Origin of the sequence: Antrihabitans stalagmiti (assembly GCF_016482825.1) — a bacterium.
Classification (GTDB): domain Bacteria; phylum Actinomycetota; class Actinomycetes; order Mycobacteriales; family Mycobacteriaceae; genus Antrihabitans; species Antrihabitans stalagmiti.
Window position 1 is genome coordinate 1 of the sequence record NZ_JAEMNV010000018.1, and the last position, 26,430, is coordinate 26,430.

General features: G+C 61.9%; 22 protein-coding genes and 8 pseudogenes. 14 read left to right on the top strand and 16 right to left on the bottom strand.

The window, feature by feature from the left end:
* Window positions 1–130: 130 nt before the first annotated feature.
* Window positions 131–859: a DDE-type integrase/transposase/recombinase gene (locus JGU71_RS28915; RefSeq protein ID WP_199708622.1), complete on the top strand. Its 729-nt coding sequence runs from the start codon at window positions 131–133 to the stop codon at window positions 857–859.
* Window positions 860–1,007: 148 nt separating this feature from the next.
* Here JGU71_RS28915 and JGU71_RS28920 read toward each other — a convergent pair.
* The 7 genes and pseudogenes from JGU71_RS28920 to JGU71_RS28950 all read right to left on the bottom strand — a co-directional run.
* Window positions 1,008–1,193 (bottom strand): annotated as a pseudogene (locus JGU71_RS28920) (tyrosine-type recombinase/integrase); the annotation flags it as partial.
* A 108-nt stretch (window positions 1,194–1,301) separates the two neighbouring features.
* Window positions 1,302–1,703 (bottom strand): annotated as a pseudogene (locus JGU71_RS28925) (ATP-binding protein); the annotation flags it as partial.
* On the bottom strand, window positions 1,700–3,052 hold the full coding sequence (locus JGU71_RS28930) for a Mu transposase domain-containing protein (RefSeq protein ID WP_199708623.1): 1,353 nt from the start codon (window positions 3,050–3,052) through the stop codon (window positions 1,700–1,702). The gene JGU71_RS28930 and the pseudogene JGU71_RS28925, both read right to left, overlap by 4 nt.
* Window positions 3,053–3,213: 161 nt before the next feature.
* Complete coding sequence (locus JGU71_RS28935) at window positions 3,214–4,767, bottom strand: acyl-CoA synthetase (protein WP_199682982.1); 1,554 nt, start codon at window positions 4,765–4,767, stop codon at window positions 3,214–3,216.
* Between the two features lie 489 nt (window positions 4,768–5,256).
* Window positions 5,257–6,810 (bottom strand): flavin-containing monooxygenase, encoded by a 1,554-nt coding sequence (locus JGU71_RS28940; protein ID WP_199708636.1) that lies wholly within the window; start codon window positions 6,808–6,810, stop codon window positions 5,257–5,259.
* The gene (locus JGU71_RS28945) at window positions 6,807–7,730 is read right to left on the bottom strand and encodes a ferritin family protein (RefSeq protein ID WP_169594499.1); all 924 of its coding nucleotides are present in this window, start codon (window positions 7,728–7,730) and stop codon (window positions 6,807–6,809) included. The genes JGU71_RS28940 and JGU71_RS28945 overlap by 4 nt, the downstream gene beginning before the upstream one ends.
* A 22-nt stretch (window positions 7,731–7,752) precedes the next feature.
* Window positions 7,753–8,589, bottom strand: a complete 837-nt coding sequence (locus JGU71_RS28950; protein ID WP_199682981.1) for an SDR family NAD(P)-dependent oxidoreductase — start codon at window positions 8,587–8,589, stop codon at window positions 7,753–7,755.
* A gap of 118 nt (window positions 8,590–8,707) precedes the next feature.
* On the opposite strand from JGU71_RS28950, the gene JGU71_RS28955 reads away from it, so the two are divergent.
* Complete coding sequence (locus JGU71_RS28955; RefSeq protein WP_169594503.1) at window positions 8,708–8,932, top strand: hypothetical protein; 225 nt, start codon at window positions 8,708–8,710, stop codon at window positions 8,930–8,932.
* 61 nt (window positions 8,933–8,993) lie between these two features.
* Complete coding sequence (locus JGU71_RS28960; RefSeq protein WP_199682979.1) at window positions 8,994–9,626, top strand: TetR/AcrR family transcriptional regulator; 633 nt, start codon at window positions 8,994–8,996, stop codon at window positions 9,624–9,626.
* 328 nt (window positions 9,627–9,954) lie between these two features.
* Here the strand turns inward: JGU71_RS28960 and JGU71_RS28965 are convergent, their stop codons facing one another.
* A complete protein-coding gene (locus JGU71_RS28965; protein WP_199708624.1) occupies window positions 9,955–10,158 on the bottom strand; it encodes a hypothetical protein in 204 nt (67 codons plus the stop codon).
* A 542-nt stretch (window positions 10,159–10,700) separates the two neighbouring features.
* Here JGU71_RS28965 and JGU71_RS30105 point away from each other — a divergent pair.
* Together JGU71_RS30105 and JGU71_RS30110 are read left to right on the top strand one after the other, a co-directional pair.
* Window positions 10,701–11,097, top strand: a pseudogene (locus JGU71_RS30105) (transposase); the annotation flags it as partial.
* Between the two features lie 391 nt (window positions 11,098–11,488).
* The gene (locus JGU71_RS30110; protein ID WP_199708625.1) at window positions 11,489–12,544 is read left to right on the top strand and encodes an alpha/beta hydrolase; all 1,056 of its coding nucleotides are present in this window, start codon (window positions 11,489–11,491) and stop codon (window positions 12,542–12,544) included.
* 348 nt (window positions 12,545–12,892) lie between these two features.
* Here JGU71_RS30110 and JGU71_RS28980 read toward each other — a convergent pair whose 3' ends face one another.
* From JGU71_RS28980 to JGU71_RS28990, 3 genes and pseudogenes are all read right to left on the bottom strand, one after another.
* The gene (locus JGU71_RS28980) at window positions 12,893–13,270 is read right to left on the bottom strand and encodes a transposase (RefSeq protein ID WP_199708626.1); all 378 of its coding nucleotides are present in this window, start codon (window positions 13,268–13,270) and stop codon (window positions 12,893–12,895) included.
* Between the two features lie 55 nt (window positions 13,271–13,325).
* Window positions 13,326–13,979 (bottom strand): annotated as a pseudogene (locus JGU71_RS30640) (transposase); the annotation flags it as partial.
* Entirely contained in the window at window positions 13,883–14,194 is a 312-nt protein-coding gene (locus tag JGU71_RS28990) for a transposase family protein (protein WP_199708627.1), read from the bottom strand. The pseudogene JGU71_RS30640 and the gene JGU71_RS28990, both read right to left, overlap by 97 nt.
* Before the next feature lie 190 nt (window positions 14,195–14,384).
* Between JGU71_RS28990 and JGU71_RS28995 the strand changes: the two are divergent.
* The 7 genes and pseudogenes from JGU71_RS28995 to JGU71_RS30120 form a co-directional block, all read left to right on the top strand.
* Window positions 14,385–15,055, top strand: a pseudogene (locus JGU71_RS28995) (transposase); the annotation flags it as partial.
* Window positions 15,056–15,137: 82 nt separating this feature from the next.
* Window positions 15,138–15,329: a hypothetical protein gene (locus JGU71_RS29000; RefSeq protein ID WP_199682974.1), complete on the top strand. Its 192-nt coding sequence runs from the start codon at window positions 15,138–15,140 to the stop codon at window positions 15,327–15,329.
* Window positions 15,330–15,378: 49 nt separating this feature from the next.
* Complete coding sequence (locus JGU71_RS30305) at window positions 15,379–15,513, top strand: hypothetical protein (protein ID WP_267908496.1); 135 nt, start codon at window positions 15,379–15,381, stop codon at window positions 15,511–15,513.
* A 407-nt stretch (window positions 15,514–15,920) separates the two neighbouring features.
* Entirely contained in the window at window positions 15,921–17,441 is a 1,521-nt protein-coding gene (istA, locus tag JGU71_RS29005; RefSeq protein WP_233530263.1) for an IS21 family transposase, read from the top strand.
* A gap of 64 nt (window positions 17,442–17,505) precedes the next feature.
* Complete coding sequence (gene istB, locus JGU71_RS29010) at window positions 17,506–18,261, top strand: IS21-like element helper ATPase IstB (RefSeq protein ID WP_199708629.1); 756 nt, start codon at window positions 17,506–17,508, stop codon at window positions 18,259–18,261.
* 10 nt (window positions 18,262–18,271) lie between these two features.
* The gene (locus tag JGU71_RS29015) at window positions 18,272–19,156 is read left to right on the top strand and encodes a DDE-type integrase/transposase/recombinase (protein ID WP_199708630.1); all 885 of its coding nucleotides are present in this window, start codon (window positions 18,272–18,274) and stop codon (window positions 19,154–19,156) included.
* A gap of 110 nt (window positions 19,157–19,266) precedes the next feature.
* Window positions 19,267–19,461, top strand: a pseudogene (locus JGU71_RS30120) (universal stress protein); the annotation flags it as partial.
* Window positions 19,462–19,562: 101 nt separating this feature from the next.
* Here the strand turns inward: JGU71_RS30120 and JGU71_RS29025 are convergent.
* On the bottom strand, window positions 19,563–20,429 hold the full coding sequence (locus JGU71_RS29025; RefSeq protein ID WP_169590521.1) for a metal-dependent hydrolase: 867 nt from the start codon (window positions 20,427–20,429) through the stop codon (window positions 19,563–19,565).
* A gap of 693 nt (window positions 20,430–21,122) precedes the next feature.
* Window positions 21,123–22,440: pseudogene (locus tag JGU71_RS29030) on the bottom strand (IS256 family transposase).
* 491 nt (window positions 22,441–22,931) lie between these two features.
* Between JGU71_RS29030 and JGU71_RS29035 the strand changes: the two are divergent.
* Together JGU71_RS29035 and JGU71_RS29040 are read left to right on the top strand one after the other, a co-directional pair.
* Window positions 22,932–24,155: a GGDEF domain-containing protein gene (locus tag JGU71_RS29035; RefSeq protein WP_199708632.1), complete on the top strand. Its 1,224-nt coding sequence runs from the start codon at window positions 22,932–22,934 to the stop codon at window positions 24,153–24,155.
* Window positions 24,156–25,055: 900 nt separating this feature from the next.
* The gene (locus tag JGU71_RS29040; protein WP_372433259.1) at window positions 25,056–25,355 is read left to right on the top strand and encodes a DUF4235 domain-containing protein; all 300 of its coding nucleotides are present in this window, start codon (window positions 25,056–25,058) and stop codon (window positions 25,353–25,355) included.
* On the opposite strand, the pseudogene JGU71_RS29045 reads toward JGU71_RS29040, so the two are convergent.
* The 3 genes and pseudogenes from JGU71_RS29045 to JGU71_RS29055 form a co-directional block, all read right to left on the bottom strand.
* Window positions 25,352–25,582, bottom strand: a pseudogene (locus tag JGU71_RS29045) (hypothetical protein); the annotation flags it as partial. The gene JGU71_RS29040 and the pseudogene JGU71_RS29045 overlap by 4 nt on opposite strands.
* A 96-nt stretch (window positions 25,583–25,678) precedes the next feature.
* Window positions 25,679–26,107: a DUF6262 family protein gene (locus JGU71_RS29050; protein ID WP_199708634.1), complete on the bottom strand. Its 429-nt coding sequence runs from the start codon at window positions 26,105–26,107 to the stop codon at window positions 25,679–25,681.
* Entirely contained in the window at window positions 26,097–26,297 is a 201-nt protein-coding gene (locus JGU71_RS29055) for an integrase (RefSeq protein ID WP_199708635.1), read from the bottom strand. The genes JGU71_RS29050 and JGU71_RS29055 overlap by 11 nt, the downstream gene beginning before the upstream one ends.
* Between the last annotated feature and the right edge of the window lie 133 nt (window positions 26,298–26,430).

The window sequence follows — 26,430 nt, forward strand, 5'->3', positions numbered from 1 at the left end:
CTCATGCACCGCCTGGGCCGGATACCGCCGATCGAGTACGAAACGGCGTACTACGCTGCACACCACGGCAATCAACCGATAACACACAAATAAAAATGTGTGCATCAAACGCGGGACGGTTCAGTGCTCGATGTCGAGCATGTACCGCATCGCGTCCGCCGCAGGTCAGAGCCGGGAACGGCGCCGGTTGGCAACTCATCCGGCGAAGGTCAAACCCGAACTTCTCGCCGACGGGCCCTCGCAGGTTTGGACGTGGGACATCACCAAACTCCGCGGCCCCAGCAAAGGCGTCTGGTTTCACCTGTACGCGTTGATCGACATCTACTCCCGTTACAACCCGGCGTGGATCGTGGCAGCTCACGAAAGCGCTGATCTGGCAAAGGATTTCATCGACGAAGCGATCACCTGCAATGGTGCTGTCCCGCATACGGTGCACGCCGATCGCGGCACGTCCATGACCTCGGGTCCGGTGTCGGCGTTGCTGAACAACCTCGGGATCACGAGGTCGCACTCGCGACCACGAGTTTCGAATGATAATCCCTTCTCGGAGTCGCAATTCAAGACTCTCAAGTATCTGCACGATTTCCCGAAAGCCTTTGCCTCACTGGCTGATGCGCGCCAATTCTTGGAAGGATTCTTCAACGAATACAACCACATTCACCGTCATTCCGGCATTGGCTGGCACACACCAGCTTCGGTCCACTTCGGCACCTCGGACGCGGTCGACGAGGCCCGTCAGATCACTTTGACCGCCGCCTACCAGGCGAACCCGGCACGGTTCTCTCGCCGACCGGCACCACCGAAAATGCCAGCCGTCTTCTTCATCAACGAACCCGTTACCCAACCACAGATGAACTGACCTTCACTGTCTCACTTGACTTGACTAATTCCGTCGCGACCCCGCCGTCCGCTGAGCCGGAAATCTCGTGTCCACCGATCCGGAGAACTCGTGTCCGTCAGCCCGGAGCTAACTGTCCGCCCATCCGGAGTCTGACGTGTCCGCTGGCACGTTGCTCGAGGAAGCTCCACCACTGGGCCAGTGAGGTCGCATATCCGCGGACCGTGTTCGGCGACCACAGATGCCGATGCGCTTCGAGCCATTCCTCGACCGGTCCGACACTTCGGTAGCCCTCGTCGAGCACCGTCCAGGTCCGTGCCTCACCTGTCGGAGCCACCGCAACGGGATACGCCATCGTTGCCGTTCCTTCTCGTCGAAGAACACCTGCTGATAACGGTGAATCAACGATGGCAGGAGACTCTGACACCTTTCGTCATAGACGTTGATGAGAGCGTGTTTTCACCCCTGTAACCGGTGGCCCGATCAGCAAGATGTTCGTCGCAGTCTCGAGGTATCGACAGGTCCCGAGCTCGGCGATCAGCTTGCGGTCCAATCCCGGGGCGGCATCGTAGTCGAAATCGTCGAGGGATGCCGGTGTCGGTAGGCACGCGAACCGCAGCCGACCGGTCAGGCGCCGAGCCTCGGTCGCCGCCACTTCGATGGACAGCAGTTCTTCGAGGGTGGCGGTCATCGTCGTGCCGTCCTTGGCCGCTCGGTCCAGGACCGACGGCAATGCTTCGGCCGCGCCGTGCAATTTCAGTACCGCCAGATGTCCACGCAAGCGTTGGTAGAGACTCGCTGCTGCGGCGGTGTTCGGCGCGGGCACCGCGTCTGAGGTCGCGGTGACGGGTCCGGTGGCGGTCATGACAGGGTGTTCCTTCCGTGCGCAGCACGCTCGTAGGCGGATAGATCGATCACCGTCGGTACGGGCGTCGAGACGGTATCGGGTTGGGAATTGTTGCGGCGCAATGTTTCCGCCGCCGCCAACGAGTCAGGTCCGGGTGGGATCCGTTCCTTGCGGCGATGCGGTCGACCACCGCCGGTGGCACCGGCCATTGCGGCGTGGTCGAGGGCGTAGACGTGGCCATGGTCGCGGACCATCACCCCGGCACCGTCGGCAGCGAGTTGGTGGCGGGCGATGGTGATCTGGGAGGTGGTGACGATGTCGATCACGTCCGACCCCAACACTCGTGTGACAGTGACCTGTGCCGAGGCAAGTTCCGGAGGCACCGAGTACCGATTGCCGCGGTAAGACACCAACGCCTGGCGGGACACCGTGCGTGTTTCCGTCAGAATCGCGGGATAAGCCGCAACAGGTAGTGCCGCCACCGGTTCGGCCGCAGCGACCGTCGCCACCGAGGATTTACCGTCGGCGGTGGGTCGCAGCCGGGTGTCGCCACGCAGGGAGCAGAACTTGTCGAGACTTCGTTGGGCTTGTTCGACGGTGACATCGTCGGCCATGGTGCGCCACCATCGTTGGGCGGCAGTGTGATTGGCCTTCTCGACCACACCTTTGCGATTGCCGGAGCGGGGCGGGCAGATCGATACCGCGACCGCGTAGTGCTTCGCGACACCAGCGAAACTGGCTGTCACCCTGCCTGATTCAGGGTGACAGACTGTGGCCATCCGGTCGAAACGCCAACTACGGGTGAGCCCGCCCAGCTTGCGGGAGACCCGGTCGAGTCCGTCGACCAAGTGCGGTTGCGTCGTGGCCGGTGCCAGGACGCCGCGCCATCGCCCGGAGTGCGCGAGTGATCCGACCAGCAGATGCGCTGTCGATCCCCATTCCCATGAGGCGGGCGGGTTCGGCAGATCGACCCAGTCCCATTGGGTTTCGCCACCGGGCGGGTGTTCGATCACCGCATTCGGACGGTCCAGGACACTGGCACAGTCTGCGCAGATCGGGCGGAGTTTGCGCTGGCGGATCTGCCGCGTCAGTGTCGGATAGGACAGGGGGTAGCCGAGGTCTTCGAGTTCGTCGCACAGCGTGCGGGCCCACAGGTGCGGATCTTCGCGTAGTCGGTGGGTGACGTAGTCGATGAACAGTTCGAACGAATCGGGTGTGGCGGGTTTGCGGGCGCCGGGGGTGGTGACGCCGTTGAGGTAATTGCGGACTGTTCTGCGGTTTCTACCGGTGTGTCGGGCGATGGCCGAGATCGACCATCCTCGTTTGTGTAGGGCGTGTATTTCCAAGTCGTCCTCCCATGTGAGCATGAGAAAGCGGGTCTCCCTCGAATGGCTGGTGTGTGGTCAGAGACCACCAGCATCGAAGGAGGCCCGCCCTCATCGGCGGAGCCACACGGGTGAGCACTTTCGGTGAGCAGAACTGGGCAGTTTCAACGAGCGCCGTCAACGGCGCGATCACACAATTTCCGTCAGCGTTGAACCACGCCTCCTGCGACGCCCGTGAACCGCGAGCGCAAATCAGTCTTTAGTAGTTTGCCGGTGGCGTTGCGGGGGAGTTCGGTCACGAAGTGCACCTCGCGCGGGCACTTGAAATGGGCCAATCGCTCCCGGCACCATGCGATCAACTCTTCAGCGTTTGGCTGCTGCGCTTCGGGGGCCGCGACGACCACCGCGACCACGCGTTCACCCCACCTTTCGTCGGGACCGCCAACAACTGCGGCGTCGCGCACACCAGGATGGTGGTAAAGGGTCTGCTCGACTTCGATGGGATAGACGTTTTCGCCACCGGAGATAATCATGTCTTTTTTGCGGTCGACCAGAGTTATGAAACCCTGCTCGTCGATCCGGCCGAGGTCCCCGGTGTGAAACCAGCCACCACGAAACGCGTCAGCGGTGGCCTCGGGACGCATCCAGTATCCGCTGAACACGTTGGGGCCGCGCACAATTAGCTCTCCTACGGCACCGGCCGCGACGCCGCGATCGTCACCGTCGACGATGAGGCTCTCGACATGCATAGCCACGCGACCGATCGAACCTGCCTTCTCGACAACGTGCGCAGCATCGAGGATAGACACCAGAGGTGCCGTCTCGGTCATCCCGAAACCCTCGGTAAAGGGGACGCCGCGCTGCTGCATGAACTCGATCACCGGCAACGGGCACGGGGCACCACCGACCATGGCCAATCTCAGGGCCGACAGATCGTACTTGTCGAAGTCCGGCACCTGGGTGATCGCCGCCCACATAGCGGGCACCATGAACTGCACGGTCGCTCGACACAGCGCCATCACCTTCAATGTCGCGGCCGGGTCGAAAGACGGCAGTATCACGTTGGTCCCGCCGACGTAGAGCAGCGGTAGAGTATGCACGCCAAGCCCGCCGATATGGAACATGGGCGCCACAGTGACTGTGATGTCGCTCTGTCTCAGGCCTTGCTCGGTGGCCAGCACGTTGATCGCGTTCCATAGTAGATTGTCGTGGGTCAGCATTGCGCCCTTCGGACGCCCCGTGGTGCCCGACGTGTACATGATGAACGCGACGTCACGACCCTCGACATAGGCGCGGAGCGGCTCAGGAGAACCGCCGTCCAGCAGCTCGGTGTAGCGGAACTCGGCGTTGCTCGGCTCACCACCCACCGTAATCATATTGCGGACCCGCACTTCGGGCTCCGCCACAGCCGCCCGTCCAGTCGCGGCGAGGGGTTGGTGGACCACGAACGTGTCCGCACCGGAATCGGCAAGAATATAGCCGATCTCGCCTGCACCCAGCCGCACATTGATTGGCACTAGGATGGCTCCGATCTTGGCGGTGGCGATCAGCACCTCCATGAACTCCACCGAATTGAACAGCAACGCAGCGACCCGGTCACCCTTGCGCACACCCAGGTCAAATAGCGCGGACCCGAGTTTGTTTGTGCGACGCTCGACGTCCCTATAACTCAATGTGCGTTCGCCGGCCACGAAGGCTGTCTTGTCCCCGTTCAGAAAGGCGCGCTTGGTAACCCAACCGCCGATTCCGTTGTCCATCCTGTGCTCCTCGTCTGCAAAGTTGGTATCGATTAAGATCGGGGAATTTTGAGGCTGTATTGAGCGGCGTCATCAAAAGTCTTCGGGGTTATCCGTGCGCTCCGCACATTCCGCACCGTCGATCGCGACGCTAACACCCACTTGATTCCCTAAAACCGCTCCAGCCAAAGTTACTAGGCGGTTTCAGAGAGTTCAACGCGGCGATAGCCACCTAGCGGCGCTATTGCTTCGAACGTGTAGCCCGTCAAACCGAATCCAGTACGGCGCCAGGACGTTCGATTCGTCTTAGTAGGTCGAGATGGAAGTCGTGGTGACTGTCGAAGTACTGGCATTGGCGTGGGATGGCAATTTGCCAAGGAATTGCCGGTGACACCCGCGGGAGCCTCTCGGAAAATCCGGTTATTCACTTCAGCGGTGTCCTCCACTCGACTTTCGGTTCGGCACTGCACAAGCGCAGCCGGACTGGGATCCGGTATCGGGAAATCATTCCTAATCCGACGACGGTGCCAGCAAGGCAGGCCAATCCCCCCGCGGACTCAAGTTGGCCGGCGACGGCCCCTGTCCGTCCTTTTCTTCGCGTGTCACCAGATTGGACGTCACATGGTCTCGCGGTTCGATGGAAGCTAGCTGCCGCGCGAACTGCGTCGCGAAGCCGGGAAACATCGTGCCGTTGTAACCGTCTGCAGTGAGGTACCAACTCTTGCAGCCCGAGTTCCAGGTGGTCCGCGCAAGTCGACGCTGCACCTGGTGGTGAAACTCTTGCTGGCGATCCGCGCGCACGTCGAAGCTGAGCAAATCATCTTCGACGATGAATTCAACGGCCTTGACGATGTAATCGATCGCGGACTCCATGTAGACCAGAGCTGAGTTATGCCCCGGACCGGAGTTTGGACCGAAGGTGAAGAACAGGTTTGGGTATCCAGACACGCTGACGCTCTTGTATGCATAGGAGCCACGAGACCATTCCTCAGCGAGTTGCCGCCCGCCCAGGCCGGTCACACGAAAGGGGGTGCCGGTTTTGCATACGTCGAATCCTGTCGCGAAAACAATGCAATCCACCTCGTGTTCGATCCCGTCCGCGGTGCGAATCCCGTTTGGCGCTAACGTCGCAATTGGCCATGTGATCAGCTTGCAATTGTCCTGCTGAAGAGCCGGGTAGTAGTCGTTGCTCATCAGCATTCGCTTGCACCCAGGGCGGAAATCGGGCATGAGCTGGTATCTGGTCCATGAATCGTTCACTTGTCGGCGCAGATTCGCCCGCGCGACCCATTGGATCGCGGTGGTGACGGGCGTGTCCCACACCATGCCGAGCGCCATCATCTCGTGAAGCCAGAACCACGCCTGTCGCGCAGAACTCTCCGTAATCGGCAGTCGACGGAACATCGACTTCGTCCATTCGGGATGAGGCAAGTCCACGCGGGGCAGGACCCAACCCGCAGTGCGCTGAAACACTTTGACGCTATGCGCAGCTTTGACCACTTCCGGAATAATCTGCACGGCACTGGCGCCCGTACCGATCACCGCTATCCGCTTGTCGGAAATGTCATAACTATGATCCCAGCGAGCGCTGTGGATTTTGTGGCCCGCAAAAGAATCGAGCCCACGTATATCGGGCAGGCTCGCATTTGCTAGCGGTCCCGACGCTACAACTGCCGTCCGTCCGCGATAGGCAGTACCATCCTCCGTTTCCGCCGTCCACGTCCCGGTTTCGTCATCGAAGCCGATTCCTGTGACATTCGCTCCGAAACGGATATGCTGCTCGAGCTGATACTTGCCCACGATGTGCTTTATGTAACCGAGGATCTCGTCGCTACTGGAGTACGTGCGCGACCACTCCGGGTTCGGCTCGAAAGAGTACGAGTAGAGCAGCGACGGAATATCGCATGCGGCGCCGGGGTATGTGTTATCACGCCAGGTGCCGCCTACCTCGTGGACACGTTCGAGGATGACAAAGTCGTCGATCCCCTTTTGCAACAGCCGGATAGCGGTGCCAAGGCCGGCGAACCCAGCTCCGATGATCAGAACCGTCGATGTCTCTGTCATCTCGACACCGGTTCGTAGGTGAGTTCCTTCGTCCACGAGGGGACTTTGCCGAGCACCCGAGTTGGGAAGTGGTCGATCGCAATACCCATTTTCTCGGCGACATACTGGAAGGGCTGTGTCTGTTTGATGGCAATCGCCATGTGGTACTTCATGAGGTGATAAGTCGGCAACCGCCGAGTGTTTTCGCTTCGGTCTCCCACATTCGAGTACCGGTTGACCGCGTTGTACAACTTCTCCTCGGACAGTCCCATCGCGGCAATGTTTGCCATCATCCTGGCCAGCAGAGGGGCGTACAGCACGAAGCCGAGAGCAAAGTCCGGCCGTAGCAATGTTCCCGCCATTTCGATCACGTGTCGGCGGATGGGGCTCGCACCGAGTTGGTCGAGTACCTGGAAGCCGACTGCCAGATGCCGTGACTCGTCGTTGTTGATATTCTTGAAGACCTCACCACATACAGGGTCGTGAACTTCATCGAGCAAAAACTTCAGCAGCGCGCCGTCGAGGGCGCATTCCAGTGCTGGGATCGCTGATCCGATCACCGTGAGAGGGAGATCGTCAGCGTAGCGGTCCAACCACTCGATCACGAGGCGAATGTTTTTGTTCGGCACGGGCGTTTCGCCTTCTTCGAGCATTCCCCAGCGGTGCATCAACGCCAACTCGGCGTTGGCATGACGCTGTTCCTCGGCGTGGAAGTAGGTGTAGATATTCTTGAGATCCTCGAAGGGCGCCTTGGGTGCCATTGCTGCGAAGGCTCGGGCGCCAACATGTTCGATCCACACCACATCGGACATGAATTGTTTGAGGGTGGGACGCTGCTCGTCGGTAATCAGCTCCGCACCTGGTGCGTCCCAGTCGATATCGGCCAGAGCCCACTGTCGATCCTTGATCGTTTTCAGCATTTCGCTGTATTCGAACGTCATTGTTCTCCTACTTCCTTGTTGGCTATCGCGCGATTCTCTCGATCAGGCCGAGTGCCCGCGTGTACGTGGCAGGCGCCGCCCGTTTAATTTGCCACGCAATCTTTGCGTCGAATTGCGGAAGAACATGAAGTTGCCCGCGGTCGTGTGCGTCGAGGGTGCTTCGCGCAACCGACTCCGCGGACACACCGGTCCACTTCATAAGCGTGGCCGCCAGCTTGGCGGCAGACTGCTCGATCTCCTTACTGTCTATGATGTTGGTCTTGACGAAAGTCGGGCACAGCACCGTGACCGCGACGCCGGTCCCGCTGAGTTCTGCCGCCAGTGTTTCCGACAGCGCCAGGACACCGGCTTTGCTCACGTTGTAGGCACCCATCCGAGGTGCCGCACCGAAACTGGCTGCCGAGGCCACGTTGATGACTCCGCCGTTACCTCGCGCGCGCAAGCGCGGCACGAATACCTCGCATCCATGAATTACGCCCCATAGATTGACGTCAAGAGTCCGACGCCAATCGCGCATCGCCGTTTCGCCAATCAGATTTCCGCCGACGCCGATTCCAGCGTTGTTAATCACTAGGCCGACCGCGTTTCCCAACCAACGCTCCGAGGCGTCGGCAAGTTCGAGAACCTGTTGCTCGTTAGAGACGTCGCAACAGAAGTCGACGGCCCGTCCACCAGCTTCCGTAATCAGCGTGACAGTCTCTTTCGCCCGGATCGGATCAATGTCCGCACACACCACCCGGCCGCCCCGGCGAGAAAGCTCAGAAGCAAACGCGCGGCCGATTCCGCTGCCCGCGCCTGTGACCACCGCATCGGCCTGTTGAGTACGGCGGTCGGACCCACCGAACGACAGAATTTTCACGAGTCTCCTCTTTATGGTGAGCCTGGGCGGCCCGACTGGTACGGCAGTTAGTCCTAGCGCCAAGCCGATTCCGGCAAGGAACCTGAGAGCACCTGGAAAAGGTGCGGCCGGTGCGCCGATGGCGCGCGTGGTTTTTGCGCGAGTCCGAAAGAATGATCAGATCGCGCCGGTACAAGGGATGCTCGGTGCTGCCCTGGCCGCGTCGATCATCGACAGTTCGGCCGGCATCGGCGTTCGTCTAGCCAAAGCAGTTCGCTGGACGCCACACGCGCAAAGACGACTCTCGCTGCCGCGGCTGGACGTCAGCGGCGGCGACGCGCGGAACCATTTTGGTGTCGCGTGACACCATTGCCTGCACATGCCACCAGTTTGCGGTTCGCCGTCCGCCTTGTCAAGATGGGGGTGTGCGTGTAGCAGCTGGAACGTGGGGTGGGCGTACCACGGAGGAACGTCGTGCCGAGCGTAGGAAGCGGCTAATCGACGCAGCGACCGAGATTTGGGGTGAAAGCGGCTGGGCCGCAGTCACGATGCGCGGTGTCTGTTCCCGGACCTCGTTGAACGATCGGTATTTTTACGAGGACTTCAAAGACCGCGACGCTTTGCTCGTCGCGGCGTGGGAGAACGCTCGTGATGAAGTGTTCGGCGAAGTTTCTGGCGTATTCGTTAGCAATCTGCATCAGCCGATGCTGGTTACCCTTCGCGCTGCGATTTCTGCCGTCGTAGAACGCACGGCGAGTGACACCGGCCGTGCTCAAATCCTCCTGATGCATCATGTCGGTAGCGCACTTCAGGATCACCGGGCGGCCGCGCTCCAACAGGCGACTGAACTTGTACTTCTCGCCGCGCAACCACATTTGCGACCGGGGGCCGATGAAACCGGTCTTCGCATGGACACCCTTGTCGCCGTCGGTGGATTCGTCGAGCTGATCAGCGCATGGCAATCTGGCCTGCTCGACGTGGATGCCCAGCATATCGTCGACCATACGAGTCGACTGGCAGCGACGCTGTCGGAACGGTATCTCCGGCAAGATTCTTAGCGGATCCGTGCAGGCGGTGGGTGCGGGTTTTCGCGAGCGCTTGCTGGAGTAGCCGAAAGAACAACAAGTCGCGATGGATGCAGTTTCGGCGGTTGGATCGGATCGTGAATTGGTCGAGGCAATAGCCGTGGTGCTACGAATTTAGTCCGTGGTGCGGGTGCCGGCGACCCATCGTTAAGCAGAGAGCTGACGCGCCAGGGAGTTCGACGTCCGGGCAGGTCTGGTGACGCGCTCAGGTTGACCAGTTGGTGGATGTACTCGTCGAATAGGCACTGGCAGCAGACCCGACCGTCGGCGCGGACTAGAGTTCCGGGTTCGATGAAGTTCCTCAAGACCGGTAGCAGGAATTCGTCGTCGGAATGCGGGATTGATTGCAACCGGACGCGGCGTAGTTGATGGCGGTGATCTTCTCGACGGCGATGACGAGGGTCGGCTTGTCGGTACCGCCGCCAGCAGTTCCGCAGGTTCTGCCGCCGACGAAGCTATCGTTGACCTCCACGATGCCGCCAAGTTGGTCGCGATCCGGACGCACGATCGCGCGCCGCAGTTTACGCAGCCATGCCCAGGGGGTCTCATAGGAGCCGAATCCGAGGGACGCTTCGGGAGGTTGGCCGCCGAGATTCCGTTCTTGGACTTCGTTGAGTAAGCGTGCGAAATGGGACGAGAACCCGCGTGGGCGGCAGATATGACGGGAATGATGCGTTCACCGAGGCGGCTGCCGGTGCGCAGGGATCTCAAGCGCGCGTTCTGGCCGGCAACATCACTGGTCGGGGAGTCGGTCCTTGAGCGTGATCCGCCGGCTCGAAATCGGGACTGATGTAGTCGAGCGTGATATGACGCTGGCGCCGGTTGACCCAGCCGACCCATTCCAATCGTGGCGAACTCGAAGTCGTCGATCGTCTTTATCCGCCGCTTCAGGAACGGACTCCGCTTTGAGACCGCCTCGGTTTGAATAGCCCGATCGTCGTCTCCGCAAGAGTATTGCCCTCGACGCCCTCGACGCCCTCGACGCCCTCGACGCCCTGCTGGATGCTGCAATCCCTTCCAGCACGAGCGTTTCCGAGAACGCTACGGATGGTGTTGAAGGTCCGCGAACGGGCGCGTGGTCAACGTGCACAACCCTGGTCGCGACCGGCGTCAAGACCAATGGGTTCCGCGAGATTCTCGGATCGAGGTCACCAGCAGCGAGGACGGCCCGGATTGGCGTTCTTCCGCGGCCGCGTCGCACGCGGTCTCTCCGGCGTCGCGCTGGTCACCTCCGAAGCCCACGACGGCCTTGATCGCCGCTATCGGGGCGATTGTGCCCGGCGGGAGCTGGCAACACTGCCACACCTCCTGCGCGGTGATTATGATGTCGATTACCCCGAAAACGTCATGGCAGTCGGTGCGGAGCCTGCCGCATTCGGTGTTCGATCAAGCCGACCCCAAGTCGGTTGGTGCCCAATACAGCCGGACGCTCGACGCGTACACCTCCAACTACCGTTGTCGGCGAATCGGAGGTGGCTGCTTCTAATGCAACCCCTCATACTCGGTTAACGAGACCTGGCCAGTCCGGCTTATCGGTGTGCTTTTGGGAGACGCCTTGTGATGGCCAGTGAGACTCCGCACGCGGTCGATCACTCGGCCGGACTACTCACCAACCGACAACCAAGCGAGCCAGCATTGCATCAACGACCGGGCAGTCACCTCAAATGCGCAACGATGCGATGAAGAGCGCAACACGCGAACATTGATGTATCGACGACGCGAACTATTGACCTGGTCGATTCGAAACTGTCATGATAGGTTCAACTTCGCTACTCCCAGTAGCGAATCTGGCATTTGTTGCCGGTAATGGTGCCGCACTGATGAGGAGAACGACCGTGCCACTCGGCGTGAATCGCATTTACGAGCCAGACTCAGAGAAATGGAATCGACCTCACGTTGAAATGATCGGCCCCGCTGCGTGGCAGACGCGTGTCAACGCGGCGGTTATGGCCCGAACGCTGAAGCCGCTGCTGTTCGCACTCACTTTGCTGGGCCGCGCATGCAATAGCCGCAATCCCGAAACTCTGCAGCGCATGTCGTTTGCTTTGGCCGACAAACCGTCTGTCTTGACTCGGCCGATCAAGAACACACTTCTCGAGAACGTTCAGCTCCCGCATTGCAAGGCGGAGTGGGTGAGTGCACCCGAAGCAGTCGGACCCGACGCACCTACGATCCTCTACTTACACGGTGGCGCATTCATCACCTGCGGGCTCGGAAGCCACCGACGAATGATCAGTCACATTTCGCGTGCTGCGTGCGCGCGGGTGTTGAGCGTCGACTACAGGATGCTTCCGATCAGTCCTATCGCCGATGCGATCGCTGACGGACTCGATGCATATCGAATGCTTCTCGCGTCGGGAACGAGCGCGAATTCCATTGTTATCGCTGGAGATTCAGCCGGGGGTTTTCTCGCTACGATGACCGCCCTCAGCATAAAGGAGGCGGGTTTGCCCCTCCCCGCCGCTCAGGTTTTGCTTTCCGGACTTACGGATTGCGACATGCGCACCAAACTCCCCCCGATGCGGCCATTTCCGGACGCCATGTTTCCGTCGGCAACGTTGAAGTTCATTAACGACGTATTTGTCACCAAGAACGGAACCGAAGCAGTGTTGCAGTGCCCGGTGCATTGCGATTTGTCCGGTCTCGGCCCCTTCCTGCAACAGGTGGGGTCGCGCGAGGCTCTGCGTCATGATGCGGCCGAGCTTGCACGCCGACTTAATGAAGACGGCGTGTCCAATTGGCTTCAAGTGTGGGATCGGGCACCGCACGTATTCCAGGTTGGCGCAGATTTCAACCCGGACGCGCGCCGAGCTATTACAGACATCGGTGAGTTCGTCAGATCTGTCGTTGCTACGGCCACGGCTGGTTCGACGCAAGCCGAGGCCGGATGACTGCTGGGGGATACTTCAAGGATATGCTGGACAATCAACTTGAAACGTGAATCACCAGGTGAGTCCGGAGACTCAGTGGTGGAGAGCCGGCACGCTGCTGGGCTTTGTTGCGACTGTCGTAGGCCGCGTCGAGTTCGACTGGCGGGATCGGCGTGTACGCGCCGCGTCCTGCCCACATCCGCCAGGTTTGAGCAGGTGTCAATTGGAGGATGTCGCCCGCCATGAGCATGGGACCAGGTTGAGCTGATTTAGCCACTGGGATGGGACCACCTGTTTTGCCAGTTATGGGACCACCGGCGCGTCGCGCCGGTGGTCCCGTCGCGCCGGTGGTCCCGTCGTTTGCTGGCTCTACGCCACCAAGCTGGGATGACGGGTTCGGATCCGTGATGTCAAGTGATCATTTCTGATTCGTCCGTGGTTGAGCAAGAGGCGTAGTCGGTAATTCTGAAAGTTGCGGTATCCGCGAGCGACTCGCTTGGTGTTCTTCACCTGCAGATTCAATGCCTCGGTCGGCCCGTTGGAGACGGTCGGATGATCGAAATGGGCGAGGAATTCGGTTCGCCACGCCGTGAGAGTGCGGCCGAGTCGGGCGACTTCCGGAACGGGGCAGTCGCGGGCGGCGCCGATGAGCGCTTCGGCCGCGTCTTTGTCGCGAATCCTGTAGCAGGACATCAGATCTTGCGCGATCGACCAAGCGGCGGAGAGTTCGCCGTCCGGGTCCTGCATCGAGCCCATCCTGCAGACGTTGCCAGGCCTTCTCGGTGAGCCGGTCGCACCGGCGGCGCAGGACGCGGCGGATCCGGTAGAGCGGGTCACCGACCCGACCACGATGCCCGCAGGTGTCGGTCTGCACCCGGCGGCGCACGTCGTCGACGGCGGTCAACCCGAGTTTGACGACATGGAACGGGTCCAAAACGCGTACCGCCGTGGATAATTCGCGCGACAGAGCGGTGGCGTAGCCGCGGAACGGATCCAACGACGCGGTCGTGACCCGCGCTTTCCAGGCGTCCTCCCGCTGGTCGAGCCACGAAGTCAGGACGGTGCCGGATCGGCCGGCGACAACGTCGAGCAGCCGCGCAGGACGGCCGGCAGTCAGGTCGGCGATCCCGGTGGCGTACATCGTGGAATGGGACGCGCACGCGCGCATGAACGCGGTTTCATCCACCCCGACGGCCGTCACCGTGTCCAGTCGTGTCGGGTCGTCGATAATCGGGTTTCCGCGGGTGGTGACGAGCCGCATGACCGTCGTCCACCCCACGCCCAACAAGTCTGCAACGTGCGATACCGCGGCATCACGGATGCCGACCTGCTCGAATGCCCACGCCCGGGCGCGTTCGGTCAGACACGCACGCGGTGCGATCGCCGGATGCTGTTCGGTCCAAGTCTTTCTGGGGCACAACGCATGTGGACAGCACCAGATCCGTTGTGCCAGCACAACACGACCGGGCGACCGGCGATCGGCAGGTCGCGCACCCATACCGGGCGCCGGTCCTTGGCCCGTGCCACGGCCCCGCATTCGGGGCAGCCCGTGACATCGGCGGTAGTCTCCGCGAGTATTTCGACCTCGCCGCCGATCTCTACGGCAGCGAGTAGACGAAACCCGTCCAACCCGAACAGCACAGCAACAGAACCGCTAAAATCACGTTCCACCTGGGGCTCCTTCACGATCGTGATCACTTGGTCGTAATCACGGATCGTGCGAGCCCCAGGCCCCCGATCAGGTCATTTCACCCGGCAAGTCGCCCAGGAAGTTTCCCCACCAATCCCAGGTTCATGGAGAAGAGCCCGTTTGCTCGTTCGATCGTTCGTGACAGGTCAGTGATCATGGAGGGCGGCGGGCATGGCTTTTCGGGAGGTCAGTGTGAACGAGATCAGAGAAGTACTGCGGTTGTGGCTCGGCACGGCCGGTTTGCCGGCGCCCGGTCTGCGCACGATCGCCGAGCATGCCGGGGTGGACCGCAACACAGCCCGGCGGTATGTCGAGGCAGCCCAAACTGCCGGATTGGAACGAACGGCAGATGCCTCGGCGATCGACGACGACCTGGTCGGGGCGGTGGTCGAAGCGGTCCGGCCGGATCGTCCGCACGGGCACGGTGCGGCGTGGGATCAACTGCTGGCTCATGAGCAGCAGATCACCGACTGGGTCGCCGGTAACGGGGAGCACCCACCGTTGACGATCACCAAGATCGAGGTGCTCCTCACCCGGCAGGGATGTGTCGTGCCGTATCGGACGTTGCACCGATTCGCCACGGAGCGTTGCGGTTTCGGCAGCAGGAACCTCACCGTGCGGGTCGCCGACGGTGACCCGGGCATCGAATGCCAGATCGACTTCGGGTACTTGGGATGCTCACCGACCCGGAGGATGGGCGGGCTCGGAAGGTGCACGCGTTGATCTTCACCGCCGTCTACAGCCGGCACATGTTCGTCTGGCTGTCCTATTCGCAGACGTTGGCGGCGGTGATCGCCGGCTGCGAGGCGGCATGGGAATTCTTCGGTGGTTATGTGGGTGTCGATACCACGGTTTGAGCCGAGACGGCGTGAGAATAGGCGCAACCCGCGACGGGAAGCGCCGATGTTGTGGACACCGTGCTTGGTGCGTTCGTCTGGTCCGGACGGTCAGGTCCGGGCCAGCCTGGGTGACCCGCTGCTCGACGACTACCTGCGGTTTGTCGCGGCACGCTCGCGACCGAACACGGTGCTGGCGACGGCGTACGACCTGAAGGTGTTCTTCTCGGTCGTCGGCAAGGAGCCGGCACGGGTATCGACGACGGATGTGATGGAGTGAACCATCCCGGCTTTGATGCACACCTTCCCAATTGGAAAGGTGACTGCTCATGTCGAAGATTTATTCAGCCGAGGTTCGTGAGAAGGCGGTTCGTCTGGTGCTCGAGATCATGGGAAAACTGCACGTGCTCTTGGAATCGGTCTCCGAGAGCACGGGCACATCGACGTCACCGAAGAAGCCCTGAGCAGCACGTTCGCCGACTTGCAGGAGGCATCGATCCCGATCCGCCGGTCGTGTCAGCTGATCGGGCGATCACGAGCCACCCACTACCGCCACCAGCAGCCACCCGTTCTCGGCCCGAAGAGGCCCAGGACCGTCCCGGACAACGGTCAGGCACTCACCGCCGCCGAACGAGCGCACGTGCTCACCGTCATCAACACCGCTGCGTGTCAGCAGTCACGTAATTCCCCACCTCTGAGGGGTTGTCCGTCACGTAATTCCTCACCCGCCGTCACGTAATTCCCCACCCCTGGGGCGTGTCCGTTCGGGGTTCGGGTGCTGCTCAGGTTCGCTCCGTTCAGTGCCCCACCGAGGGCCTGGAAGGGGCCTGAGGTGTCAAGGAGAACGTGGAAAGTGACCGACTTCGTGGAGATGTTCCGACACTGGAACGCGGGCCGATCCCAGGTGCAGATCTATCAGGCACTCGACATCGACCGAAAAACTATTCGTAAATACCTCGCCCCAGCACTAGCCGAGGGTCTGACACCTGCACCCGACGTCGCGTTCGACGAAGTGTTGTGGCGGAAGCGCATACGCCGATGGTTCCCCGAACTCGACGACCCGGCAGCACGAGCGGTGACATGGCCGCTGATCGCGGTGCACCACGACTGGATCACCGAGCAACTCGCGGTGCCGGTCACGGTCGCCACGATCGCGCAACGGCTTCGCGACGACCACCGGGTCGACGTGTCGGAATCGACGGTACGACGTTACATCGCAGCCACTTTCGCCGAACAGTCCGTCGAGGACAAGGTCACCGTCCCGCGTGGTGCGGTCGAACCTGGCAGTGAAGCCCAGATCGACTACGGCAAACTCGGCATGTGGTTCGACCCGGTCTCGGGCCGCCGGGTCGCGGTGTGGGTGTTCGCGATGATCCTGTCGTGCTCACGCAAGCTGTTCGTGCAACCGGTGCTGAAGCTGGACCAGGCATCGTGGAACGCCTCCCACGTCGCGGCATTCGACTTCTTCGGCGGCATCCCGGCACGATTGGTGTGCGACAACCTCAAGACCGGTGTCGACCGGCCCGATCTCTACGACCCGCAGATCAACCGCGCCTACGCCGAACTCGCCGCGTTCTACGGCACCCTCGTCGACCCGGCCAGAGCTCGCAAACCGAAGGACAAACCGCGGGTGGAACGACCGATGCCCTATATTCGTGATTCGTTCTTCTCGGGCCGCGAATTCGCCTCGCTGCAGCATATGCAGGCCGAGGCATTGCGTTGGGCCACCGACGTTTACGGGGTTCACAAGCACCGCGGCCTCGACGGTGCGACACCGGTAGCGGTGTTCGACGCGGTCGAGAAAGACGCTCTCGCCGCGTTGCCCGCTCGCCCATTCGAAACGGTGAGCTACACGGTCGGCACCGTCGCCCCGGACTGCCACGTCAAATCCGGCAAAGCGTTGTACTCGGTGCCGTGGCGGTTGATGGGGCAGAAGGTCAGTGTCCGCACCGCCGGTGATGTGGTGCAGATCTTCCACGACGACACCGTCGCGGCCACCCATGTCCGTCATCTGTCGGGGCGTTCGACCAATCTCGAACACTATCCGCCGCACAAGGTCGCACACACCTTGCGCAGCGTGTCGTGGTGCCGTACTCATGCCGAGCAGATCGGGCCCGGTGCCGTCGCGATCATCGCAGAGTTGTCCCAGGTCAACGCCGTTCACCGGTTGCGGGCGATCCAGGCGATCATCCGGTTGCGCGACACCTACGACGACACGCGCCTCGACGCCGCCTGTGCTCGCGCCCTCGAGGTCGGTGATCCGCACTACCGCACCGTCAAAGGCATCCTCGTCGCCGGCACCGAACACGGCGACCGACCGGCCACTCCAGTTCCTGCGCCGCCGGCGATGCTGCGCGGCCCCGCTGCCTTCGACACCGAACTCAGCGCCTGACAACCACCAACTCCGTGCGCCAGATCATGTTCCGCTGCAACCACATCGACGAAACAGGACTGTCATGACCATTCACGACCCCAGTCTGCGGACTGCGCTCAAAACCCTCAAACTCACCGGCATGCTCGACACCCTCGACGCCAGGCTCGCTCAGACCCGGGACGGAAAACTCGGGCATCTGGAATTTCTGCAAGTGCTGTGCGAGGACGAGGTCGCCCGCCGCGAAACCGCAGCGCTGGCGCGGCGGGTGCGCCGGGCACGGTTCGAGCATCAATCCACCTTCGAGGACTTCGACTTCACCGTCAGCCCGAAACTTCCCTCGGCGATGCTGCGCGATCTCGCCGCCCTGCGTTGGCTCGATGCCGGCGAATCAGTGATCCTCTACGGACCCGTCGGGGTCGGGAAAACCCATGTGGCACAAGCGCTTGGCCATCAAGTCGCCCGCCGCGGTGGCGACATCCGGTTCGTCAAATGCTCACGCATGCTCGCCGACCTCGCCGGTGGTCACGCCGACCGCACCATCGGTCAACGCATGCGTGAATACACCCGACCGCTGGTTCTGATCGTCGACGACTTCGCGATGCGGGAGCACACCCCGACCCAATCCGATGACCTCTACGACCTGGTCTCCGACCGTGCCATCGCGGGGAAACCAGTAATTCTCACCAGCAACCGAGCACCGAAGGATTGGTATCCGCTGTTTCCGAACCCCGTCGTCGCGGAATCGCTGCTCGATCGGTTGATCAACACCAGCCATCAAGTCCTCATGGACGGCCCGTCCTACCGGCCACGCAAACGACCCGGCGCAACAGCCACCTGACACCGACCACATGCCCAGCTACCCTCAGCACAGCAGCGCCGAACGTGAGGAATTACGTGACAGCTACCCCTGGGGAATTACGCGACGGCCGACAGCTGCGTACGCGGACCTGGCGATCTGCCAGATCTGGGCCCGCGAACTCGATGAAGGGAACTACTGGTGCTCGATGTCGAGCATGTACCGCATCGCGTCCGCCGCAGGTCAGAGCCGGGAACGGCGCCGGTTGGCAACTCATCCGGCGAAGGTCAAACCCGAACTTCTCGCCGACGGGCCCTCGCAGGTGTGGACGTGGGACATCACCAAACTCCGCGGCCCCAGCAAAGGCGTCTGGTTTCACCTGTACGTGTTGATCGACATCTACTCCCGTTACAACCCGGCGTGGATCGTGGCAGCTCACGAAAGCGCTGATCTGGCAGAGGATTTCATCGACGAAGCGATCACCTGCAATGGTGCTGTCCCGCATACGGTGCACGCCGATCGCGGTACGTCCATGACCTCGGGTCCGGTGTCGGCGTTGCTGAACAACCTCGGGATCACGAGGTCGCACTCGAGACCACGAGTTTCGAATGATAATCCCTTCTCGGAGTCGCAATTCAAGACTCTCAAGTATCTGCACGATTTCCCGAAAGCCTTTGCCTCACTGGCTGATGCGCGCCAATTTTTGGAAGGATTCTTCAACGAATACAACCATATTCACCGTCATTCCGGCATTGGCTGGCACACACCAGCTTCGGTCCACTTCGGCACCTCGGACGCGGTCGACGAGGCCCGTCAGATCACTTTGACCGCCGCCTACCAGGCGAACCCGGCACGGTTCTTTCGCCGACCGAAACCACCGAAAATGCCAGCCGTCTTCTTCATCAACGAACCCGTTACCCAACCACAGATGAACTGACCTTCACCGTCTCACTTGACTTGACTAATTCCGGCCTCGGACTACGGCGGCTCGCCCCACCCGACCCGTTGGGTGTACCGAACCTGCGACCAACACCCTATGGAGGAAGCATGACTGCCTATCGCACGATTATCGTCGGGACCGACGGATCTGAATCATCGCTGAAGGCCGTGGACAAGGCTGGTGCGATTGCAGGTGATGCCGACGCCCTGCTGGTTGTGGCGTGCGCCTATTTCCCGAACGATGCCACGGTCGCTGCAGCGGCGGAGAACGTTTTGAAAGACGAAGTGTACCAAGTTCGCGGAGAGGGCGTTGACGCGCGTCTGCCATGCGGCCGAACCGATCATTTCGACTTTAGGCCGATTCCATTCCGCAGGCGGCTAATCGAATCCAAAGCCCATCCCCTCTATGTGAGATGGTCGACGAGGGTGCCCTCGGTACCGAACAATTCAGCGCGCCAGTACTCGAGAAGCGCCTCGTTGTCGATGTCGGAGGGGTGGAAGCCCGGCTTCATATAGCGCAACAGGAGTGGCGTCATCCCCTTGAAGAGCGGCCCCCGCAGCGTCGCCACAGTTCCACGAGCAATTCGCACCGGATTGCGCCCCTTCGGATCCTGAACCACCGAAACCAGCGTTGCTGCAGCGATGAGCGGGAACGCGACGCCGAACATCGTCACCATCGTCATGATTCGCGACCATTCGCGGCCGCCGACGGCTTTGTACACGTCGAACGCCACAGCCTTGTGCTCGACCTCCTCGAGCGCATGCCACATCAGCAGGTTCTTGACCTCCGGATCGTGGGCCATGTCCTGCACCTCCTGACTGGACAGGATTCGCTCCGCGAGGACTGCCGTGAAGTGCTCCGCCGCCGCGGTCATCGCCAACGGTCCACGCTTTGGCAACCATCCTTCTAAGCGCTCTACGCCCTTGAGGATTGTGTCCACCGTCCTGGTGCTGTACCCGATTTCCACGAGCTTGTCGTTGAGTCGACGGTGTTCTTGCCCGTGCGACATTTCCTGACCGATGAAGCCTCGAATCTGCTGCCGCAGCACGGGATCAGCGATCTGGTCGCTGTACCGGCGAACCGACCGGATGAACAACTCTTCACCGACAGGAAACGACATCGACAGCGTGGCGATGAGATGACTGAACACCAGGTCGTTGTTCGCGAAGTGCCGCACCATCGGCGTCGGTTCACCGAATTCGAACTTGATCCGTCGCGGCTTGACACGGTCGATCGGCGCGGTCCGTACCTGTTCCTGATTTGCGGTCATGCCGTCCTCCTTTGGGTGGTGTTAATGCGCTGGACCCTCTGAGTACGGACCTTGCGGAGATCGAACATCCGACCCAAATGGGGCAGGTGTTGCAACGATCGCTGGAATCCGCCCTTCGAGCACCCATGCTCCGTGCTTGTACTTTGCGCAGCAGAGGGCAGGTCACCCTCTGCGATTCATGCAGGTATAGCCTGCCAGTATACGCTACTACATGTATCGCAATTTGCGCGATCACATCTCGGTAAACCTGAGCGTGCACAACCCCACGAGCCGCCCTTCTCGCCTCTTTATTCTGACCAAATTCATGCGAAATAAAGTGTAGAACAACACTATTCGACTTAACTGATCGCGTGCTGACCGCGATACGAACCGGATCCAGAACGGATGCAGTAACAGTACCGATAGGACCTAATAACGACGTGGCACAGCCCAGGGAAGCACTCGGCCCATCTCGGTGCCCTCTCTGGCAGGCTTAGGTGAGACACTCGGACCTTCCCGAGAACCTGTCTTTGAGGGCATGACTGGAGCGACATCCCATGAGCAGCCCGACCACAACGACCTCGTCTGTCCAGGCGGTTGATCCCGCCGCGAAACCGACCCGCCGGACGTTCACCAACGAGTACCGAAACAAGATAATCGACGAATACGCCCAAGCCCCGCGAGATATTGTCAATACCTGTGGATCGGGAACTTTCAGGCGACCTCCGATTCGGCGGTTTCCGGCTCGGTTGTTGACGCTTCGGGCGTGATATCGGTCGGGCGTTCGAGCAGCTTGCCCTTGTGGAACACCGCGCCGGTACGGACCAGCGCAACCAGGTGGGGTGCGTTGACCGCCCGCCAGCGAAGTTGCGCGGCATCGATCAGCTTGTAAGACATGGCAATTCCCGCCGCACGAGACCCGGGACTCTTGGTGACCTTGGTCCGCAATCGTACGGTCGCAAAAGTCGATTCGATCGGGTTCGTCGTGCGCAAATGCACCCAATGCTCGGCCGGATACCGATAGAACTCCAGCAGCACATCGGCGTCGTCGACGATTTTCGCGACCGCCTTCGGATACTTCGCCTCGTAGTCGAGGGCGAACGCCTTGACCGCAAGCTGGGGCCTTGTCGATGTCCTCGGCGTTGTAGATCTCCTTCATCGCCGCCAACGCACCAGGATGCGCCGACTTCGGCAGCGCAGCAAGTACATTGGCTTGTTTGTGGAACCAGCACCGCTGCTCCCGGGTCGTCGGGAACACCTCCCGCACAGCCTTCCAGAACCCGAGAGCACCGTCACCGGCCGCCAACATCGGCGCAGCCATGCCGCGGCGCCTGCAGCTGCGCAGCAGGTCGGCCCACGATTCGGTCGATTCCCGGTATCCGTCGGTCAACGCGACCAACTCTTTGCGGCCGTCGGCGCGGACCCCGATCATCACCAGCAGACAGAGCTTCTCTTGCTCCAGCCGAACTTTGAGGTGGATGCCGTCGACCCAGAGGTAGACGAAATCGGTACCGGACAGGTCGCGCTCTCCGAATGCTTTCGCCTCGTCCTGCCACTGCGCGGTGAGCCGAGTGATCGAGGCGGCCGACAGCCCAGCACCGGAGCCGAGGAACTGCTCCAACGCCGGCCCGAAGTCGCTGGTCGACAGCCCGTGCAGATACAACAACGGCAGCACCTCGTTCATCTGCGGGGACTTCCGTGTCCACGCCGGCAGGATCGCCGAGGCAAAGCGTTGCCGCTCACCGGAATCCGGATCGACACGCTTGTCGTTCACGCGCGGCGCTGTCACCGTCACCGCGCCCGCCGCGGTCAGTACGTCGCGTTGGTGGTGGGAGCCGTTGCGGACCACCAGGCGGTGGCCGTTCTCGTCGACCTGATCAGCGAACTGGTCGATGTAAGCGGCGACCTCGGCCTGCAACGCCGCCGCGAGCATCTGCCGGGCGCCGTCGCGAACGATCTCGTCGAGCAACGACCGCACGGGCACGTCGCCGTCCGCGTTGGATGAATCGGTGGCGTGAACTACCTTGAGCAAGGGCGTACCTTCCCAACCAGCGCGCCAACGCTGGTCTTGATCGAATACCTGATTCCGTGAAGATCATCCTCCGGGAAGGTGCGCCCTCTCAGAACCTCATCCACAGGTATTGATCATTGCTCTGACATACGTTGTATGTGATAGTAGACCGTCGCGATCGGAACCTCGACGTCGACGGACTCGGTCACGGTGCTCATACACATCTTCTCTGCTGCTTCGCCTGCGTACTCAGATGGGTTCTGCTCCACACGGCGTATACCCCACCAAACGATAACGATGCACGATCGATGCAGATTGCTTGTGTCCTCCGCGAGTCGCGGCTGGGCCACACTCTCATCGGGATCTGTCTACACCGGTCGACCCCGGTGCGGCGTCCCACAACCTGGCCGGGTCGGACCCATCATCGGCTCGCGCAGCTCCGAATGGTCGATAGAGAAACCGAGTGTCGCCGGTGTCGACGCAGGCGCCGGCGGTGAGCTGGGGAGGTGGGAATGGGCGAGGGAGGCGTCGAACATCCCGAGGGTGCGCTACCGAAATCCACGTCAGTCGCCGAGGTCGGCACTACGCGTGTGTCGGTCCGGTCCTGGGTGGCCGCGTGGTGGAACGCCGATTTCGACTATGCCTGGATGCCGGCGTTTCTGCGGCGGTGGCGGTTGCTGCGGCCGACGAAGTGGGCGGTGAGCGTGTGGTGCTCGGTGTTCGGGGCCTATGTGCTGCTGGTGCACCTGTTCACCCGCCACGATCCCGACAGTGCGTGGCGCACCGGCATCGTCGTTGTCGTCGCTGGGAGTGCGTTCTATGCCGCGGTGCGCTGGGTGATCGCGCCGTGGCCGCCTGCACACCGGTCGTTGTGGTTCGTGTTCTGGGCCGAATCCGCGCTCACCGTCAGCATCCTGCTGGGGTCGGGTGCCACGTCCTCGGTGATGGCCGGCAGCGGCCTGATCGTCGCGACCGGCATGTATGTGACATTGCTGCACAGTTCCCGGATCCTGGTGCTGCACCTGTTGTGGGCCGGTATCACGATCCTTGCGACGGCGATCCACCACGCCCTGATCGACCCGACTCCCGAGTACGCACTCCTGGCCGCCCAGGTGTTGATTCTCGCAGTTTTGATAACCGGAGTGCCGCTGATCCAGCACATCGGCCTGCAGTTCCTCAAACAGGACGCGGAAGGATCACACCGCGATCCGCTGACCGGTCTGCTCAATCGTCGTGGCCTGGCATCGGAGTCTCAGCGCCTCTTCGCCGCCGCCCGCAGCAACGACACCGCGATCGTGACCGTGGTGACCGACCTCGATGGACTCAAGACGCTCAACGACACCCATGGCCACGCGCACGGTGATCACGTTCTGCGGGCGGTCGCGACTCGTCTGGCCCACGCCGCCCCCGCGACCGCGTTGGTCGCCCGCCTCGGCGGTGACGAGTTCGCCACCATCGCCACTATCCCGATCCGTGACGTCGACCACGTCGTCGCCTCGATTCACGCCGCCGTGCACTCCCCTCGGGACGCGGTCGAGGTGACCGCCAGCACCGGCGCATGGATTCGAACCGGACTGGTCCCGGTCCTCGACGTGTCGACTGCATTCAGCCAAGAACTCCACCTCGCCGACTTGGCGATGTATGAAGCCAAGAACTCCGGCGGTGACCGGTTGGTGTGTCACAGCAGCACCGCACCGACTACGCCGGCGCGTCACCGCAAACACGGGCGCCACTGACTAGGACGGTGATTCGACTCCGACAGCTGGAGGGCCGGACGCGATGGCGGTAGGCCCCGAGAGGGCGAGGGCTGGGCTTCGTGTCCTTGTGTGCGGCGGCTGCGTCGCTGCTCCTTCAATTCGGCCTCGAAGATGTGGCGAGTACCGCCTTGCAGTTGGTCCCGAATCGCGCGATCGTGTGCACGCAGCACCGACCAGTAATTGTCGTCGAAGTCATGCGGATCAGATGTCCGCCGCTGCCGGTTCCGAAACCACCGTGTGTCCTGTCGGGTCCGACCCGAGGGCACTTGTGTGCAAAGGCGCGACGGCGACCCGCAGCGGGGTTCGGGACTGTCCGAATCGGGACCGCTACACGAGCACACCGCATACGAAGTGCGGGTAAACACTCCCCCTGGTCACGATTGCAGGCGACGGTGCAGCGCGAGGTCCCGGTCGTGCGGCGTGGCAGGCACGGGCGTCGTCGGTACCCACCGGCACCGGCCGACATCCAGACACCCGACGCGGCGTACCGGTCAGCAGCCGAACAAGACGAGTTGGTCCTCGCAAGGGCGGCGCCGCGGTCGTGTCCGCCCGGGTGGGGCAGCACACACGCTGCCGCAATCTCGGTCGGCACAGCACCAGCAGCACGGGCGGCTCGGACCTCGGCGCGGACATCGAGCCCAACCTGGTGCGCGATAGTGATTCGCGCGATCCGGTGCCGCTAGGCGCGCTCCCAGCCGGATGCCGTCTCTCGGGTGTGCCACGCCGCGCGCCACGCGACGGGGTCCGACACCTCCGCCACCACGAATGCACCCCGACGACAGGTCTAGCTTTCGGGGCAGTTGTTCGGGCAATGTCGTCCCGATCAGTCTTCTGCCAGCGGCGAGGGCGAACCGGATTCACACAGCAGGGTCGGGCAGCATGGTGCCGGACACGATCAGGGCCATGGCGATGAGTTCGACCGCCACAGTGGTCTACAAACCGGTGTCCTTGGCGATCAGTGTGCTCGGCGGTGTCCTCGCCGGCCTCGTGTTTCGGCAGGTGTGGAGCAGGCTTGGGCACGACGAGACTGCTCCGGCTCCGAAAGATCTCAGCCACTCCACCCGAGAAGTGCTGATAGCGGCAGCGATTCAGGGTTCGGTGTTCGGGATCGTCAAAGCCGGGGTCGACCGTGCCGGGGCGCGGGGTTTCCGCGCGCTCGCGCACGAAGACCCCGCCTAGACCCGAACAGCACGAACAGACGACGAACCCATGACGACAGCAACGAACAGCGCACCGACACCGGGGCGCCGGCGACGCCGAGGACCCCGACAGCCCCACCGACCTTCGAGCGCGTTGTCTTCGATGTCGCCGACAGCGAGCCAGAGCAGTGTTACCACGGCGTCGTCGTTAGGGAAATGGCCGCGGTTGTTGATGATTTTGCGGAGCTGATAGTTCAGCGACTCGATCGTTATCTGCAGTCCTTCGGTTCGGCGAGTCTGTGATCTGCAGTTTTGCGACGTGGACGGTCCGTGACGTGACGTCGGTTGTGGTTGCTCGGCCGTTCAACGGAGTTGATCTGTTATCGAATCGCGTTGGGCGGTGGGTCGTTTCTGGACGTTGTCGCGGGATTGGCCGAGGGCGTGGGCGAGTTGGCGGCGCAGGCGCTCGTTTTCGTCGGCGAGTTCGCGGTTGCGGCGGAGTGCCAGGTCGAGGCGCTGGCGCGGGGAGTTCTCGTTGGCGCGTTGCCGGGGCGGCAGTGTCTGGTCGTGTTGCGGACGGCGCAGTGCACGGATGCGGGCGATCTCGTCTTTGAGGTCGGGTTGAGTGTAGAGCCAGGAACGTGAGACCCCCGCCCGGTGAGCGACGGCCTCGAAGGAGATGCTGGCTCCGGCACGGTCGAGTTCGTGAAGGGCTGCAATGGCTTTGGCCCGAGTGAGTTCGTGGCGCTGTTTCGCGGCGGTGACGATGTGAATGCTGTTGTCATATCGCATGTTCGGTCGCTTCCGGTTCGGCGGTCGGGGTGTCGAGCGAGTCGATTATGATGTCGCGGTTGCCGAGCACTTGTCGGTTCATCTCGACCAGCCGTTTCTGTCCGCGAGCTTCGGCCGCAGTGATCAGTTCGAGCGTCTGCTGCCGTTGGCTGCGGTGCTGGGGCAGGAACTCGGGCGTGGTGAGGAACATGGGGCAGGTGAGGCACCATTGACTGAACTAACTTCAGGTTTGGGGTAGGTCGGAAGGCTATGGCTCAAGGCGGCTTCGGTAGCTTGCCGACGTGATCGAATCGGAGGAGAACGGCCGCGATCTGGCGAGCCTG

Excerpts from the sequence above, each read along its gene's own strand:
- JGU71_RS28915 (WP_199708622.1), top strand. The coding sequence starts at position 131 with ATGTCGAGCATGTACCGCATCGCGTCCGCCGCAGGTCAGAGCCGGGAA.
- JGU71_RS28930 (WP_199708623.1), bottom strand. The coding sequence starts at position 3,052 with ATGCTCACATGGGAGGACGACTTGGAAATACACGCCCTACACAAACGA.
- JGU71_RS28935 (WP_199682982.1), bottom strand. The coding sequence starts at position 4,767 with ATGGACAACGGAATCGGCGGTTGGGTTACCAAGCGCGCCTTTCTGAAC.
- JGU71_RS28940 (WP_199708636.1), bottom strand. The coding sequence starts at position 6,810 with ATGACAGAGACATCGACGGTTCTGATCATCGGAGCTGGGTTCGCCGGC.
- JGU71_RS28945 (WP_169594499.1), bottom strand. The coding sequence starts at position 7,730 with ATGACGTTCGAATACAGCGAAATGCTGAAAACGATCAAGGATCGACAG.
- JGU71_RS28955 (WP_169594503.1), top strand. The coding sequence starts at position 8,708 with ATGGCGCGCGTGGTTTTTGCGCGAGTCCGAAAGAATGATCAGATCGCG.
- JGU71_RS28980 (WP_199708626.1), bottom strand. The coding sequence starts at position 13,270 with ATGCAGGACCCGGACGGCGAACTCTCCGCCGCTTGGTCGATCGCGCAA.
- JGU71_RS30305 (WP_267908496.1), top strand. The coding sequence starts at position 15,379 with ATGTCGAAGATTTATTCAGCCGAGGTTCGTGAGAAGGCGGTTCGTCTG.
- istA (WP_233530263.1), top strand. The coding sequence starts at position 15,921 with ATGTTCCGACACTGGAACGCGGGCCGATCCCAGGTGCAGATCTATCAG.
- istB (WP_199708629.1), top strand. The coding sequence starts at position 17,506 with ATGACCATTCACGACCCCAGTCTGCGGACTGCGCTCAAAACCCTCAAA.
- JGU71_RS29015 (WP_199708630.1), top strand. The coding sequence starts at position 18,272 with ATGCCCAGCTACCCTCAGCACAGCAGCGCCGAACGTGAGGAATTACGT.
- JGU71_RS29025 (WP_169590521.1), bottom strand. The coding sequence starts at position 20,429 with ATGACCGCAAATCAGGAACAGGTACGGACCGCGCCGATCGACCGTGTC.
- JGU71_RS29035 (WP_199708632.1), top strand. The coding sequence starts at position 22,932 with ATGGGCGAGGGAGGCGTCGAACATCCCGAGGGTGCGCTACCGAAATCC.
- JGU71_RS29040 (WP_372433259.1), top strand. The coding sequence starts at position 25,056 with ATGGTGCCGGACACGATCAGGGCCATGGCGATGAGTTCGACCGCCACA.
- JGU71_RS29050 (WP_199708634.1), bottom strand. The coding sequence starts at position 26,107 with ATGCGATATGACAACAGCATTCACATCGTCACCGCCGCGAAACAGCGC.
- JGU71_RS29055 (WP_199708635.1), bottom strand. The coding sequence starts at position 26,297 with ATGTTCCTCACCACGCCCGAGTTCCTGCCCCAGCACCGCAGCCAACGG.